This window comes from Jiangella endophytica, assembly GCF_003427025.1.
In the GTDB taxonomy this organism is placed as follows: Bacteria; Actinomycetota; Actinomycetes; order Jiangellales; family Jiangellaceae; genus Jiangella; species Jiangella endophytica.
The window spans coordinates 205126-220485 of the sequence record NZ_QVAI01000005.1 but is presented as its reverse complement, the minus strand read 5'-3'; the positions used below and the strand labels follow the sequence as shown (position 1 = coordinate 220485).

12 protein-coding genes are annotated in these 15360 nt (G+C 73.0%); 8 read left to right on the top strand and 4 right to left on the bottom strand.

Features of this window, described 5'->3' with window-relative positions; genetic code table 11:
• Positions 1 to 209 precede the first annotated feature (209 nt).
• The 4 genes from DZA62_RS12870 (at position 210) to DZA62_RS12855 (ending at position 4797) form a co-directional block, all read left to right on the top strand.
• Positions 210 to 1118: a heme/hemin ABC transporter substrate-binding protein gene (locus DZA62_RS12870; RefSeq protein WP_408618762.1), complete on the top strand. Its 909-nt coding sequence runs from the start codon at positions 210 to 212 to the stop codon at positions 1116 to 1118.
• A complete protein-coding gene (locus DZA62_RS12865) occupies positions 1115 to 2272 on the top strand; it encodes a FecCD family ABC transporter permease (RefSeq protein WP_116949296.1) in 1158 nt (385 codons plus the stop codon). Before DZA62_RS12870 ends, DZA62_RS12865 begins: the two co-directional genes overlap by 4 nt.
• A 242-nt stretch (positions 2273 to 2514) precedes the next feature.
• The gene (locus DZA62_RS12860) at positions 2515 to 3351 is read left to right on the top strand and encodes a heme ABC transporter ATP-binding protein (RefSeq protein WP_408618760.1); all 837 of its coding nucleotides are present in this window, start codon (positions 2515 to 2517) and stop codon (positions 3349 to 3351) included.
• 852 nt (positions 3352 to 4203) lie between these two features.
• Positions 4204 to 4797 carry an RNA polymerase sigma factor gene (locus DZA62_RS12855; protein ID WP_116949295.1) on the top strand — a complete coding sequence of 198 codons (594 nt, stop codon included), beginning with the start codon at positions 4204 to 4206 and terminating at the stop codon, positions 4795 to 4797.
• Positions 4798 to 4838: 41 nt separating this feature from the next.
• Here DZA62_RS12855 and DZA62_RS12850 read toward each other — a convergent pair whose 3' ends face one another.
• Positions 4839 to 5249 carry a protein-tyrosine phosphatase family protein gene (locus DZA62_RS12850; RefSeq protein ID WP_116949294.1) on the bottom strand — a complete coding sequence of 137 codons (411 nt, stop codon included), beginning with the start codon at positions 5247 to 5249 and terminating at the stop codon, positions 4839 to 4841.
• Between the two features lie 68 nt (positions 5250 to 5317).
• Positions 5318 to 6304 (bottom strand): DMT family transporter, encoded by a 987-nt coding sequence (locus tag DZA62_RS12845; RefSeq protein WP_198663699.1) that lies wholly within the window; start codon positions 6302 to 6304, stop codon positions 5318 to 5320.
• A 65-nt stretch (positions 6305 to 6369) separates the two neighbouring features.
• On the opposite strand from DZA62_RS12845, the gene DZA62_RS12840 reads away from it, so the two are divergent.
• A complete protein-coding gene (locus DZA62_RS12840) occupies positions 6370 to 7680 on the top strand; it encodes an aminotransferase-like domain-containing protein (RefSeq protein ID WP_116949292.1) in 1311 nt (436 codons plus the stop codon).
• Between the two features lie 331 nt (positions 7681 to 8011).
• On the opposite strand, the gene DZA62_RS12835 is transcribed toward DZA62_RS12840, so the two are convergent.
• Together DZA62_RS12835 and DZA62_RS12830 are read right to left on the bottom strand one after the other, a co-directional pair.
• Positions 8012 to 10270: a sodium-translocating pyrophosphatase gene (locus tag DZA62_RS12835; RefSeq protein WP_116949291.1), complete on the bottom strand. Its 2259-nt coding sequence runs from the start codon at positions 10268 to 10270 to the stop codon at positions 8012 to 8014.
• 237 nt (positions 10271 to 10507) lie between these two features.
• A complete protein-coding gene (locus DZA62_RS12830) occupies positions 10508 to 10855 on the bottom strand; it encodes an STAS domain-containing protein (protein WP_116949290.1) in 348 nt (115 codons plus the stop codon).
• Positions 10856 to 10944: 89 nt separating this feature from the next.
• Here DZA62_RS12830 and DZA62_RS36340 point away from each other — a divergent pair, with 89 nt between their 5' ends.
• From DZA62_RS36340 to DZA62_RS12810, 3 genes are all read left to right on the top strand, one after another.
• The gene (locus DZA62_RS36340) at positions 10945 to 13377 is read left to right on the top strand and encodes a DEAD/DEAH box helicase (protein ID WP_198663698.1); all 2433 of its coding nucleotides are present in this window, start codon (positions 10945 to 10947) and stop codon (positions 13375 to 13377) included.
• Positions 13378 to 13454: 77 nt separating this feature from the next.
• Entirely contained in the window at positions 13455 to 13871 is a 417-nt protein-coding gene (locus tag DZA62_RS12815) for a hypothetical protein (RefSeq protein WP_157987639.1), read from the top strand.
• Positions 13872 to 14348: 477 nt separating this feature from the next.
• Positions 14349 to 15218 carry an EamA family transporter gene (locus DZA62_RS12810; protein WP_198663697.1) on the top strand — a complete coding sequence of 290 codons (870 nt, stop codon included), beginning with the start codon at positions 14349 to 14351 and terminating at the stop codon, positions 15216 to 15218.
• Positions 15219 to 15360 lie beyond the last annotated feature (142 nt).

Sequence of the window (15360 nt, the reverse complement as noted above, 5' to 3'; positions counted from 1 at the left end):
CGGAGGACGACGCGGCAGACGGGGGGACGGACGCACGGCTGTCGTCGCAGAGCACCCCGGCGGACCCCGCTGCCGATGCCGTCAATGCCTGTCAGGAGCCGGTACCCGGGTTCGGGGTGACCGTCGACGCCGACGGTGAGCCGCTGCCTCCTCGCCCGTCGGCCTCGGCCGGTTCGGAGGCCGTCGACCCGGCCGCGGATCCGCGGGCCGTGCTCGGACCGTCGACCGCCGTCGTCGACCAGACGGTCACGCCGGTCGCCGACGACGTGTCGCCCGCGCTGCCCGTGACGGTCGAGTCCTGCGACGGCGAGACCGTGGTCGTCGACGACGCCAGCCGCATCCTCGCCGTCGACCTCTACGGCACGCTCGCCGAGATCGTGTTCAGCCTCGGCCTCGGCGACAACGTCGTCGGCCGCGACGCCTCCACCGGGTTCCCGCAGGCCGCCGATCTTCCGGTGGTCACGCCCGGCGGCCACGACATGAGCGCCGAGGCGATCCTCGAGCTGAACCCCACCGTCGTCCTCACCGACGCCAGCGTCGGCCCGCCCGAGGTGCAGCAGCAGCTCCGCGACGCCGGCATCCCGGTGATCTTCTTCGACGACGCCCGCGACCTCGACCGCATCCCCAGCCAGATCCGCGCCGTCGCCGGCGCGCTCGGCGTCCCGGAAGCCGGCGAGCAGCTGGTCGAGCGGACGTCCGGCGAGATCGCCGACGCGCTGGCGCTCGCTCCCGCGGGGGCCGACCCGCTGCGCATCGCGTTCCTCTACACCCGCGGCGGCATGGTGCAGCTGCTCGCCGGGCCCGGGTCCGGCGCCGACGCGATGATCCGGGCGGTCGGCGCGGTCGACGTCGGCACCGACATCGGGCTGGACCGGCCGTTCACGCAGATCACGTCCGAGGCGCTGATCGAGGCCGCGCCCGACGTGATCATCATGATGACCAAGGGCCTGGAGTCCATCGGCGGCGTCGACGGCATGCTCCGTCTGCCCGGCGTCGCCCAGACCCCCGCCGGCGAGAAGCTCCGCGTCGTCGACATGGCCGACTCCGTGCTGCTCAGCTTCGGGCCGCGCACCGGGCGCACCATCGAGGCGCTCGCGCACGCCGTCTACCAGCCATGACGGCGGCGGTGTCGGCGCCGCCGGCGCCGGCCGGGCCGGGTCCGGCCGCTGTGCGGGCGAAACGGTGGCGGCGCGGACGGGGCGGACTGCTGATCGGCGCGCTGTCGATCGCCCTGGTCGTCGTGACGATCGTGTCGGCCGGCCGCGGCCAGCTGCAGATCCCGCCGTCCGAGGTGGTCGGGTCGATCATGCATCGGCTCGATGCGAACCTGGAGTGGCTGCTGGCCCAGGTCGGCGTGACGGCGGACCTGCCGCTCGACGTCGGGCCGCGGCCCCAGCACGTGCAGGGCGAGAACACGCTCTGGCTGGTGCGGTTCCCGCGGGTCGTGCTCGCGCTGCTGGTCGGCGCCGCGCTGGCGACGGCGGGGGCGCTCATGCAGGGCGTGTTCGGCAACCCGCTGGCCGAGCCCGCCATCGTCGGGGTCTCGCCGGGCGCCGCGGTCGGGGCCAGCCTGGTGTTCGTCACCGGCGCGAACTTCCTCGGCGAATGGACCGTCGCGGTGGCGGCGTTCGCGACCGGGCTGATCACCACGCTGCTGGTGTACGCGTTGTCGCGGTCGGGCGGCCGGACGGAGGTCGTCACGCTCGTCCTCACGGGTGTCGCGGTCACCGCGGTCGCGTTCGCGATCGTGGCCTTCGCGACGTTCGTGGCGACGCCGGAAGCCCGGGAGCAGATCGTGTTCTGGCAGCTCGGGAGCCTCAACGGCGCCCGTTGGCAGGCGGTTGTGGCGGTGCTGCCCTTCGTCGTGGTCGGGTTGACGCTGGCGATCGCGATGGCGCGGTCGCTGGACCTGCTCGCGCTCGGCGAGCGCTCCGCCCGCCACCTCGGCGTCCACGTCGAGCGTCTCCGCCTCGTCGCCATCGCCGCCGTCGCCATGCTGGTCGGCTCCGGGGTCGCCTTCGCCGGGGTCATCGGCTTCGTCGGCCTGGTCGTCCCGCACCTGATCCGGATGATCGCCGGGCCGGGGCATCGGGTCCTGCTGCCGGCCAGTGCGCTCGGCGGCGCACTGCTGCTGGTGTCGGCGGACCTGGTCGCGCGCACGGCCATCCGGTATGCCGACCTTCCGCTCGGCATGCTCACCGCCCTGGTCGGCGGGCCGTTGTTCTTCTGGCTCCTGCGCCGGACCCGCACCAGCCAAGGCGGGTGGGCATGACGAACACGACGTCGCCCCACGACCAGCCCCGGCGCCCGCACTCGGCGGGACCCGGCCCGCTCGCCACCCGCGACGACCAGCCACCCGCCAGCACCCCCACGCACCGCCACCCAGAACCCCACGCCCGCCACGAGGGGCAGCTGGCCACCGACCCGGCCGACCAACCAGCGCCCACCGACCACCCCGAGGACCAGCACACGCGTCGCCCTCCCGAGCCCGGACTCGGCGAGGACCAGCCGTCGATCGGCCGGCGCCGGCGCTGGGCAGCAGTCCGCCGAGGCCACCGGCTCCCCGCCCCACCCGTCGCCGGGTCGGTCGTCACCGCGGCCACGGCCGTGTCCGTCGCCCTCGGCGGGACGCGTGTCCTGGAGGACGTGAGCATCGAGGTCCGCGCCGGCGAGGTACTGGCGCTGGTCGGACCCAACGGTGCCGGGAAGTCGACGCTGCTCTCGGCCCTCACCGGCGACGTCGCCGTGTCCGCCGGGACCGTCACACTGGCGGGGGCGCCGCTGAGCGCATGGTCGGCGACCGAGTCCGCGATGCGGCGCGCCGTTCTCCTGCAGCAGGTGCGCCTCTCGTTCCCGTTCACCGTCGCCGAGGTCGTCGAGATGGGCCGGGCGCCCTGGGCCGGCACACCCCTCGAGTCCACCGACGACGACGCCGTCCGCGCCGCCCTCGCCGACGCCGACGTCGCGCAGTTCGCCGCGCGCCGGTTCACCTCGCTGTCCGGCGGCGAGCAGGCCCGCGTCGCGCTGGCGCGGGTACTCGCCCAGCGAACCGGCCTGCTACTGCTGGACGAGCCGACCGCCGCGCTGGACCTCCGCCACCAGGAGCTCGTCCTCAGCGTCGCCCGCAGCCGGGCCGCCACCGGCGTGGCCGTCGTCGTCGTGCTGCACGATCTCAACCTCGCTGCCGCCCACGCCGACCGGGTCGCCGTCCTCGCGGGCGGCCGCATCGTCGCCACGGGAGCACCCGCCGACGTCCTCGGCGGCGACCTCCTCACCGAGGTCTACGACCACGACGTCGAGGTGATCGCCCACCCCCGCACCGGTACGCCGGTCATCCTCCCGCGCCGCTGACCTCCACCACCGGACGACGGCGCCCAGCTCCCAGCGCCCCGCGCCCCGCGCAGGCAAGGGGCACCGGCCCACACCGGCACCATCCGCAACGACTCTCATACCTGCTCGCTCCACGCTGACGGCGTCGGCCTGGCCACTCAGCCCCCGGCCAGGCCGACGCCCCACGAGGCGGGCCGCTGAGCCCGCCCTGGTCCACCAGCGTTTCGCCGCGCCCGTCAGCGGCATGGTGCGGACGACGACGCCCGCCGGCCTGGCCATACAACCGCGGCCAGGCCGGCGTCCTCGCGGTTCCCGGCGCCCCCCGACGCCGCCGGGAACCGTTCCCTCGTGCGCCTGCCCAGCGGCAACAGCGCACGCGTCCGTGCCGACGCGGTGAGCGTCGGCGTTGCACAGGTCGGCGCGATCGATCCGCGGCGCCTTCCCCGGCTCCGGGCGGACGGGCCGGAGCCGGGAAAGGCGCCGAGCTCAGCGGGCCGGTCTGGCGCGGCGCACCGTCACCACGACCTGGCTACGAACATGGTTCTGAATCGCTGGCGCAGCCCCGGCCGATGCGCGCGGGCTCGGTGCGCACCGGCGCCGCGGCTCAACGCCGTCAGGTATCGCGGACCAGCTCCGAGCTGCACGTGAGTGGCCCGGTACTTGCGCCTGCGTTCTGCCATGGTTCGATCGCCCCCTCCAACTTGGCGGCCTTACCCCTGAAGAGCCACCGCGTCGGCACCACAGCACGAATGATAAACGTGATCTCTCCCACAGTCATTGGTTTCGCTTGTCCGTATTGAACAAGTTTCGTCGCTTTTGAACCGTCTATTTCAGTCAATTTCCGGACCACGTACGTGTTTACCGAATGCACTAATGCGGACATCCCCGACGCCGGAGCGGCCTGGTCACAGGGACCGTGTGCTCATGATCAAGGGGTGGGATCATGAAGAGTCGACCGTATTGCTCGATCGCGCGTATCAGGGGGATGACGCCGCGTTCGGCACTCTCTACCGCAGGGTGTCCCCCATGGCGCGCCGCGCCGCGCACAACATCGTTCGCGACACACACGCCGCCGACGACCTCGTACAGGAGACGTTCTATCTCGTGCTGCGGGCGGTCCGATCCGGCCGTGGCCCGCGCGACTCCTTCTCGGGCTACGTCCTGGCGACGGTGAAGCACCTGGCCTACCGGTACTGCAAGGCCGAGAGCCGCACCATCGCCAACGACGATCCCGACATGTGGGAGCGCAGCGCCGAGATCGTCCAGTCACCCGCACAGTCGGAGCGCGTCACGGCCGCCTGGGCCTCACTGCCGCCGCGGTGGCGCAGCATCCTGTGGCTGGTCGAGGTCGATCGGTACTCACCGGCCGAACTCGCGCCCGGCCTGTCGCTGACACCGAACGCCGTCTCCAGCCTGGCATCGCGGGCCCGGCAGGCGCTGCGGACGGCGTACCTGGCGATCGACTGAGCGGTTCGGCCCGACGGCGGACGGCGAGCGGCGAGCGGCGGTCAGCGGACGCCGCGCAGCCAGCGCCGTTGCCAGGGAGTCTCGACGGCATGGGGGTTGTAGTGCGCGCGGATCCAGCCGACCGCCTCCGCCGCCGGCACGCCGTCGAGGATCGCCAACGCGGCCAGCGCGGTCCCCGTCCGGCCGCGGCCGCCGCGGCACGCCACCTCGACCCGTTCGCCGTCACCCGCGCGGCGGTACGCCTCGTGCAGCGCGTCGAGGGCGTCGGCGCGGTCGAGGGGGATCCAGAAGTCCGGCCAGCGGATCCGTCGATGCGGCCACGCCGGCATGGTCCCGTCGGTCAGAACCAGCGCGAAGTCGGCCGGGCTGGCCTCGGCGCCGAGCGGCCGGCCGCGCACCGTCACGCCGCTGGGCAGGGTCACCACGCCTTGGTCGTCGAGCCAGTCCTCCATGCGTCGATTCTCCGGCCGCGGCGGGCCGGCCCGGCCGGATTCGCCTACGCCCGCCGCGAACGGCCGGATCAGACGGTCTCCGCGGGGACTGGGGCGGCGGCGGGCTCGACGGACACGGGCACGGCCGACACGGGCCCAGCCGACACGGGCCCAGCCGGCACGGGCTCGGGACGACGAGCAGGAGCCGCCGCACGGCGCAGGCCGAGCGCGATACCGGCGCCGCAGAGCAGCGAACCCGCCAGCCCGACCGGAGTCCACACGGACGTCCCGGCGATGACGCCGACGACCATGCCGGCGATCGGCATGACCCCGGCGAACAGCCCGGCCCGGTCGGCGCCGAGCCGGACCACGCCGCCGTACCAGAGCAGGAACGCGATCGCCGTCGTGCACACGGCCAGGAACGCCAGCGTCGCCGCCTCGGACACCGTCGGCACCACGAGGTCGGCGCCCGGCTCGAGCACCGCCAGGACGGCCAGCAGCGGGACCGCGACGAGGCACACCGCGCCGGACAGCTGCAGCGGGGTGAGCTCCTTGAGCAGCGGGACGGCGAGCAGCGTGAACGCCGCTTCGCAGAGCAGGAACCCGACGGCGTAAGGCAACGCGGCGAGCGGGGCGGTCGTCGCACCCTGCACGACCAGGATCCCGGCGACGACGATCGTGGCGCCGCCGACCGTCCGGGCGCGCACACGGCCACCGTCGAACAGCGGACCGGCCAGCGCCAGCACCAGCGGCGTCGCACCGAGCACCGCCGCCAGGAATGCCGGGTCGGACCGCTTCGTGCCCTCGATGAGCAGCCAGTTGAACGCCGCCAGCCCGGTGCCGGCCAGCAGCACGAGCCGGCCGAGCTGGCTGGGACGCAGCCGCGGGAGCACGACCCCGCGCACCCGCATGACAGCGAGCAGCACGAGCCCGGCGAGCAGGTACCTCCATGCCTGCCCCGCCAGCACCGGGTAGTCGGCGAGCAGCGGGCCGAAGGCGATCGACGCACCCACGATGGTCATGCCGACCGTGCAGGCCAGCGCCCCGGCGAGGGTGGGCGACGTGAATCGGGTCATGGCACGATCCTGGCCGCCCAACTGGCCCATGGACAGGGCCAGATGCGACGTGGTCCACTAGGCCAGTGACGTCCGATGTCGCCGCCGAGCTCGCCGCGCCCTGGGGGCCGCCACCGCCGAACGCGAAGGCCGCCTGGCTACGCGGCCGGCTGATCGACGCGATCCTCGGCGGCCGGCTGCTGCCCGGCACGGCGCTGCCCGGCGCACGCGACCTCGCCCAGGCGGTCGGCCTCGCCCGTGGCACGGCCGACGCGGTGTACGCGCAGCTGCAGGACGAGGGGTTCCTCCGCTCCGAGCCCCGGCGGCGGCCGGTCGTGACCGGCGGCCCCGGTGCGGGCGCACCAGCGCTGGCCCCGCCCAGCTCGGCCGCGCCCCCTCCGTCGCCCGGAGTGCCCGATCCCGCGCTCTTCCCGCACCGGGCCTGGGCCACGGCGACGCGCGCCGCGCTGGCCGGGCTGTCCGAACGCGACCTCGGCTATCCGGACCCGGCCGGGCACCCGCGGCTCCGCGCGGCCCTGGCCGACTGGCTCGCCCGGACCCGTGGTGTCTCCGCCGAGCCGGACCAGATCCACGTGACGGGCGGCGTCTCGCACGCGATGTGGATGCTGACGACGGTCCTCGGCGTGGCGACCTGGGCGGTCGAGCAGCCGTGCTCCCCGGGCACGATCCACCACCTGGTGCGCCGCCCGGTCGAGGTGATGCAGGTGCCGGTCGACGCGGCCGGTCTGGATCCGGCCCTGCTGGCGGGCGCCCGGCCCGGCGAGGACGCCGGCGGCCGCGTCGGCGCGGTGATGATCACGCCGAGCCACCAGTACCCGACCGGCGTGCAGCTGACCGCGCCGCGCCGGCGATCACTCGTCGACTCCAGCCGCGCCGCCGGTCGCTGGATCGTCGAGGACGACTACGACTCCCACCTCGCCGCCCCCGGGGTCGTGCCGGCGGCGGTGCAGGCGCTGGCGCCGGATCTGGTCGTGTTCACCGGATCGCTGTCCAAGCTGCTGGCGCCGGGGCTCCGGCTGGGCTGGATCGTCGCGCCGCCGTCAGTGGCCGACCGGCTGCGAGAGCAGCGGGAGGACTCCGACCTCGGCGTGTCGGCGGTGCTGCAACTGACCGTGGCTGCGCTGATCGAGTCCGGCGGACTGGACCAGCACCTGCGCCGGGCCCGCCGCGTCTACGACGGCCGCCGGGCGCTGCTGGCGACGCGACTGGCGCCCCGATACGAGCTGAGCGGCGCACCGGTCGGGGTCCACGCCTTCGCCCCGACGCCCGACGCGGCAGCGCTGGCGAGCGAGCTGCGAGCGGCCCGCGTACCCGCCGCCACCGTCGACGACGTACGGCATCCGGGCGCCGTGATCTCCGTCGCCGCCGTCCGCTGAAGGCACCGATCGAGATCCCTCGTCCGGCGACGCGGCCAGGTCCCGCCGCGCCCGCTACCGGAGACCAGGGCGCCGCCGCGGTTCGGCTCCACCGACGCCCGACGCCCGACGCTGACGCCGGCGCCGCTGGCGTCAGCATCAGCGGCCCGGCGACCGGCACGTCGGCGGCCCCTCGTACCCGTTCGCGGCGATCACTCCCCAGCGACCTGCGGCCGGTGCACGAGGGGCGATCGTCTCACCGCTCGGATCGGGGCCCGGCGCGATCCGCCGCGGACATGGAACGGCGGCCGCCCCCGCCATGGGGACGGCCGCCGCGCCGTGGATCAGGCGGTCAGACCGCCGCACCCTCCCGGGCCGGCTCGTCCTCGCCGATGATGGCCGAGCGCCGCTTCGAGAACCAGACGGCCCCGACGATGATCGCGACCGCGACGATGGCGATCGTGTACCGCAGGCCGTCGTTGGCGTCCGCACCCACCGACATGGAGACGATGGCCGGCGCGATCAGCACGGAGACCAGGTTCATCACCTTGATCAGCGGGTTGATGGCCGGACCGGCGGTGTCCTTGAACGGGTCGCCGACGGTGTCGCCGATGACCGTGGCGTCGTGGGCGCCGGAGCCCTTGCCGCCGTGGTTGCCGTCCTCGACCAGCTTCTTCGAGTTGTCCCAGGCGCCACCGGAGTTGGCCAGGAACACCGCCATCAGCACACCGGTCGCGATGGCACCGGCCAGGTACCCGGCCAGCGGGCCGACACCGAGGCCGAAGCCGACCGCGATCGGCGCGAGCGCCGCCATCAGGCCGGGCGTGGCCAGCTCGCGCAGCGAGTCCTTCGTGACGATGTCGACCACGCGGCCGTAGGCCGGGGTGGACGTGCCGGCCATGATGCCCGGGTCGTCGCGGAACTGCCGGCGCACCTCGAAGACGACCGCACCCGCGGCGCGGCCGACGGCGTTGATGGCCAGGCCGGAGAACATGAACACGACCGCGGCACCGATGACCACGCCCACCAGGACGTTCGGCGACACGATCTCGAGGAGGAACGAGGTCTCGCCGGCGATGTCGCCGCCGACGTTGACCAGCTCGCGCGAGATGGCGTCCATGTACGACCCGAACAGTGCCGTCGCCGCCAGGACCGCCGTGGCGATCGCGATGCCCTTGGTGATGGCCTTGGTGGTGTTGCCGACGGCGTCCAGCTCGGTGAGGATCTGGGCGCCCTCGCCGTCGACGTCGCCGGACATCTCGGCGATGCCCTGCGCGTTGTCGCTGACCGGCCCGAAGGTGTCCATGGCGACGATGACGCCGACCGTGGTCAGCAGGCCGGTGCCGGCCAGAGCGATGAGGAACAGCGAGAGCTCGACCGAACCGTCGCCCAGCAGGAACGCACCGTAGACCGCACCGCCGATGACCAGCGCGGTGTAGACCGCCGACTCGAGGCCGAGCGCGATGCCGGACAGGATCACCGTCGCCGGGCCGGTGAGCGACGTCTTCGCGACGTCCTCGGTCGGCTTCTTGTCGGTGCCGGTGAAGTAGCCGGTCAGCCACAGGATGATGCCGGCCAGCACGATGCCCAGGAACACGGCGGCGGTGGCCAGGACGCGCGGGTCGCCGTCGTGGTCGCCGAGGCCGCCGTCGAGCTGAGCGAAGCTGTCAGGCAGGTAGGCGAACGCCGCGATGGCACACAGCACCGCTGATACCACCGCGGAGATGTAGAACGCCCGGTTGATCGTGGTCAGGCCGTTCTCGCCGGGGCGCGGCCGCGTCAGGTAGATGCCGAGGACGGCGGTGAGCGCACCGAGCGCCGGGACGATCAGCGGGAAGACCAGACCCTCCTGGCCGAACGCGACCTGACCCAGGATCAGCGCGGCGACCAGCGTGACGGCGTAGGACTCGAACAGGTCCGCCGCCATGCCGGCGCAGTCACCGACGTTGTCGCCGACGTTGTCCGCGATGGTCGCGGCGTTGCGCGGGTCGTCCTCGGGGATGCCCTGCTCGACCTTGCCGACGAGGTCGGCGCCGACGTCGGCTGCCTTGGTGAAGATGCCGCCACCGACACGCATGAACATGGCGAGCAGCGCCGCACCGAAGCCGAAGCCCTCGAGCACCGTCGGCGCGTCCTCCTGATAGGTGAGGACGACGACGGCCGCACCCAGGAGACCGAGGCCGACGGTGGCCATGCCGACGGTGCCACCGGTACGGAACGCGACCTTCATCGCCGGGTCGCGGCCCTCGTCACGAGCGGCGGCGGCGACCCGGACGTTCGCCCGCGTGGCCAGCCACATGCCCATGTAGCCGATGGCGGCGGAGAACGCCGCACCGACCAGGAAGAACAGCGACCGGCCGAACCGGACGCCGGGATCCCCGGGCAACAGGAAGAGCAGCCCGAACACCAGCACCACGAAGATGGCGAGGGTCCGGAACTGCCGGTTGAGGTAGGCCGCGGCGCCCTCCTGCACGGCGCGCGCGATCGTCTTCATGTTCTCGGTGCCCTCACTGGCACTGAGAACCTCTCGGCGAAACAGCGCCGCCATCGCCAGGGATGCCACCGCGATCAACGCGACGACAACCACATAGGAGAGGTTGAGCCCGGTCATTCGTCCTCCTTGACGTCGCCCTCGGGCAGGGCGTTGAAACAGCTGTCCGCGCCCGGTCCGCTGGACCGACCGCTGACAGGAATCGGCTCTTTCTGTGCCGCCGGACCGCAGATGGGCAGGATCCGGCCGACCTGCGGAGTCTAGAGCGCCCTGGACCCAAAGTTCACGTCGGTCCCCCCACCGACATCGTTACCATCGTGTGAAAGTACCCACACGATGCCGCCTGCGCGAGCCCTCTCAGGGCGTCTCCGTGGCGGACACGGCCTCCTCGAGCGTCTCGTGAATCGGGAAGACCTTGGTGAGGCCGGTGATCCGGAAGATCTTCAGGATCCGCTCCTGGTTGCAGACGAGCCGGAGGGAACCGTCGTGCTGGCCGACCCGCTTGAGGCCGCCCACGAGCACGCCGAGACCGGTCGAGTCGAGGAACTCGACCTCACGCATGTCGACGACGATGTGGTAGTGACCCGAGTCGACGAGTTCGACCAGCTGGTCGCGCAGTCTCGGCGCCGTGTAGACGTCGATCTCACCACCGACCGCGACCACGCTGCGGCCGCTCTCGGTACGGGTCGACAACGACAGGTCCACGCAGATCCTCCATGCCTCCATCGGTCAACACACAGCGCTCACCGCGTGCCGGGCTCATCCGCATTCAACCATGATGCGAGACTCACGAGGTGCCCCGCCCGAACGACCTGCTCGAAGTGCTGCTGACCGGTCCGCACCGGACCGGACGTGTCACGCACATCGAATCGATACCCGCCCGGGCTGCGAAGCCCGGCACGTGGCCGCTCTGGGTGGATCCCGTCGTGCGCGATCGCTTCATGACCGCTGGCATCGTAGCGCCCTGGGACCACCAGGCCCAGGCCGCGTCACTGGCCTGGTCACGACGGCACGTCGTCATCGCCACCGGCACCGCGTCGGGAAAGTCGCTGGCCTACCAGCTTCCGGCGCTGACCGCGGCCCGCACCGGCCGCCGGCTCGGCGGCACGACGCTGTACATCTCGCCGACCAAGGCACTGGCCGCCGACCAGCTGCGTTCGCTCGACGAACTGGGCGTCCCCGGCGTCATGGCCACGACCTACGACGGCGACACCCCGATCGAGCTGCGCGACGTGGCCCGCACCCACGCGACGTACCTGCTGACGAATCCCGACATGCTGCATCACGCGATGCTGCCGGCGCACCACCGCTGGGCCGGGTTCCTGCGGTCGCTGCGGTTCGTCGTGGTCGACGAGTGCCACGGCTACCGCGGCGTCTTCGGCTCCCACGTCGCGCAGGTGCTACGGCGGCTGCGGCGCATTTGCGCCATGTACGGGTCGACGCCGACGTTCGTCCTCGCCTCGGCGACGACGGCGAATCCGGCCCGCACCGCCGAACTGCTCATCGGGATGCTGCCCATCGAGGCCGTGACGGAGGACTGTTCGCCCAGCGGCGCGAAGACGTTCCTTCTCTGGGAACCGCCCCTGCTCGGCGACAGCGCCGGCGGTGACGGGCGTGGCGGTGGCGGGCGTGCGGCCCGCTCGGCTGCGCTCGATGCCCGCAGCGCGGAGGCCAGCGGCAGCTCCGCCGGCGATCACGGGCCTGACCGTTCGGCCTCGTGGGGGGTGGACGGGGGCTCCGCGCGACGACGCGGCGTGCTGGCCGAGACCGCGGACCTGCTCACCGACCTCGTCGTGGCCGACGCCCGGACCGTCGCGTTCGTGCGGTCGCGCCGCGCCGCCGAGACCGTCGCCGGGCTGGCACGGTCGGCGCTCTCCGAGGTGGACGCATCGCTGCCGGACCGGGTGGCCTCCTATCGGGCCGGTTATCTCGCCTACGAGCGCCGGTCTCTCGAAGCGGCCCTCAACGACGGGTCGCTGGTCGGGCTCGCGGCGACGACCGCCTTGGAGCTCGGCGTCGACGTGAGCGGACTGGACGCCGTTCTGATCGCCGGCTGGCCGGGGACCCGCGCGTCGCTGTGGCAGCAGGCCGGGCGAGCGGGACGCGCCGGCCAGGAGAGCCTGGCGGTCCTGGTGGCCAGCGACAACCCGCTGGACTCGTATCTCGTGCAGCACCCGGAGGCGATCTTCGAGCAGCCGGTCGAGGAGACCGTGCTGGACCCGGACAACCCCTACGTCCTGGCGCCGCACCTGTGTGCCGCGGCGGCCGAGCGTCCGCTGACCGCTGACGACGCGGCCGTCTTCGGCCCGTCGACCGAGGACGTCCTGGCGACGCTGGAGCACCGGCGCCTGCTGCGACGGCGGGTCAAAGCGGAGACGACCTGGCACTGGACCAAGCGGGAACGTCCGACCGACCTGGCCGACCTGCGCGGCTCGGGCGGCCTCGTCAGCCTCGTCGAGGTGGGCACGGGCCGTGTGCTCGGCACCGTCGACGGTGTCCGGGCGCACTCGACCGCGCACGAGGGCGCCGTCTACGTGCACCAGGGCGACACCTATGTCATCGAGAGCCTGGACCTCGACGACGGCGTCGCGATGGCCCGGCAGGACGCACCCGACTACACGACGACGGCGCGCGAGGTCAGCACGTTGCGGGTGCTGGAGGAGTCGGCGTCGGAGAAGTGGGGGTCGGCGCGCCTCGCCTTCGGCGCCGTCGAGGTGGTCAGCCAAGTGGTCGGCTACCTCAAGCGCGCGCTCCGCTCCGGCGAGGTGCTGGGCGAGGTTCCGCTCGACCTGCCCGAACGCCGCCTGCGTACCCGTTCCGTCTGGTGGACGCTGCCCGACGACGCGATCGACGCCGCCGGAGTCTCGATGGTGGACGCGCCGGGCGCGGCGCACGCCGCGGAGCACGCGTCGATCGGGATCTTGCCACTCGTGGCCAGCTGCGACCGCTGGGACATCGGCGGGCTGTCGACGCTGCTGCACCCGGACACCGGCACGCTCACCGTCTTCGTGCACGACGGACACCCCGGTGGCGCCGGGTTCGCGGAGCGCGGCTTCCACGCCGCGCGGTCGTGGCTGACGGCGACGCGCGACACGATCGCCGCCTGCCCGTGCCGTGACGGCTGCCCGTCGTGCGTGCAGTCGCCGAAGTGCGGCAACGGCAACGAACCGCTCGACAAAGCCGGTGCGGTGCGGCTGCTGGACATGCTGCTCTCCGGGACGGACTGACTCGGGCTCGATTCGCACATCGGCGGCCCGCTGATCGCTACCGTGGGGCGTGGGGGATCGATGAAGGGGTGGTCGTCGTGGTCGCTGTCGCACTGATCGTTCTCCTGCTCGCTCTGTTGCTGACCATCGGTGTGCTCACCGGCGCTGGTGAGTCGCTCTCCGTGGACCTGCTCGGTTCCGAGGTCACGACGTCGGGGTCCGGGCTGTACATCGCCGGTCTGATCACCGGCCTGGCGACACTGGCCGCGCTGTGGTTGCTGCGGGTCGGGCTGCGTAAGGGGTTGAAGCAGCGCAAGCGGATCCGCGACCTCGAGCGACGCGCCGAACGCGCCGACGAGCCGCACGGCGCTCCGGCGGGCGACCGTCCCTCCTCTGACGACGACCGCCACACCGCCACCGACGACGAGCGTCGAGGCAAAGACAGCGATGGCGAACGCCAGGAACCGGCCCGCGCCGACTCGGGATCGCCAGCACCCGACCGCAACGGCTCCTGACGACCGACCGCCCGCCGGGCCAACCCACACACGGGAGCGTTGGCCGGCCATCCGCAAGCGACCGGGCTCTGGTGCACCTCGACCGCCGACGGGCGATCCGCCAGCAACCGACCCTCGTCCACCGTCATCGCCGACGGCACCCCTCGGACGCCTGCCCCGCGGCCCGACCCGCGAACGGGGTCGCCGCACCTGCGTCCTCGAAGCCCCCGAGGATGTCGACGGCCACCAGCCGCAAAGCGCACCGTCCGGTCGAGGCACCTCAACCCAGCACCCAAGCCGACCGCCTGACGTCGCCGCTCAGGACGACGCCTGTGGACCGCGATAGCTGGCCGGCAGCAGGTCCGCGCTTCGCTGGGCATGGTGTCGACGCCGGCCGAGCTCGACACCTTGCTGGCCGACCTCGACCCGGCCCAGCCCTGCCAGCCGCCAGGCCACCGTCGGGCCGAGGCGGCTCGACCCAGCACCTAGGCTGACCGCGTGACGTCGCCGCTCGGGTCGATGCCCGCTCCCGGGCTGGTGCTCGGCGGGATCTTCTCGCTGCAGATCGGCGCCGGTCTCGCGAAAGGCCTGTTCGACACGCTGCCGCCGACCGCCGTGGTCTTCCTGCGATTGGCGTTCTCGGCCGTTGCTCTCGTGGCCATCACCCAGCGGGCCGTCCGAGCCGCCCTGCGTCGCGCGTCTCGGGGTGACCTGGGACTCGCGGTCACGTTCGGGCTCTCGCTGGCCGCGATGAACATCGCGATCTACGAGTCGTTCTCGCGGATCCCGCTGGGCATCGCCGTCACCATCGAGTTCATCGGCCCGCTCGGGGTGGCGGTCGCGCTGTCGCGCCGTCGGCTCGATCTGGTCTGGGTGCTGCTGGCCGCCACCGGCGTCGTGCTGCTGGCCCGGGGCGGACCGGGCGGCATCGATCCGGTGGGTGTCCTGTTCGCGCTGGTGGCGGCCGCCGGCTGGGCGGCGTACATCCTGCTCGGCAAGCAGCTGGGCCAGCGGTTCCCGGGTTCCTCCGGGCTGACCGTCGCCAGCGTGGTGGGCGCGGTCGCCGTGGCGCCGATCGGGCTGACCACCGGCGGCTCCGACCTCTGGCAGCCGCACGTGTTGGCGCTGGCGGCTGGAATCGCTCTGCTGTCATCGGTGATTCCCTACTCCTTCGAACTCGAGGCATTGCGTCGCATGCCCGCGACGGTGTTCGGGATCTTGATGAGCCTCGAACCGGCGGCTGCCGCGCTGGTCGGGCTCCTGGTGCTGGACGAGGTACTGCACCTGCAGGAATGGCTGGCGATCGGACTAGTGGTGACGGCGTGCCTCGGCGCGACCCGGCAACCACCGAGCCGCGCCGAGACCTGACGCCGACACGGTCGGGACGACGCGAGCGCGGGGAGCCGCCCCACGTGGACCGCGCCGTCCCGCACCACGCTGTCCCGCACCGCACCGCGCCGTCCCGCGCCGCGCCGTCCCGCGCCGCCACGCCACGCCGTCCCGCGCCGCG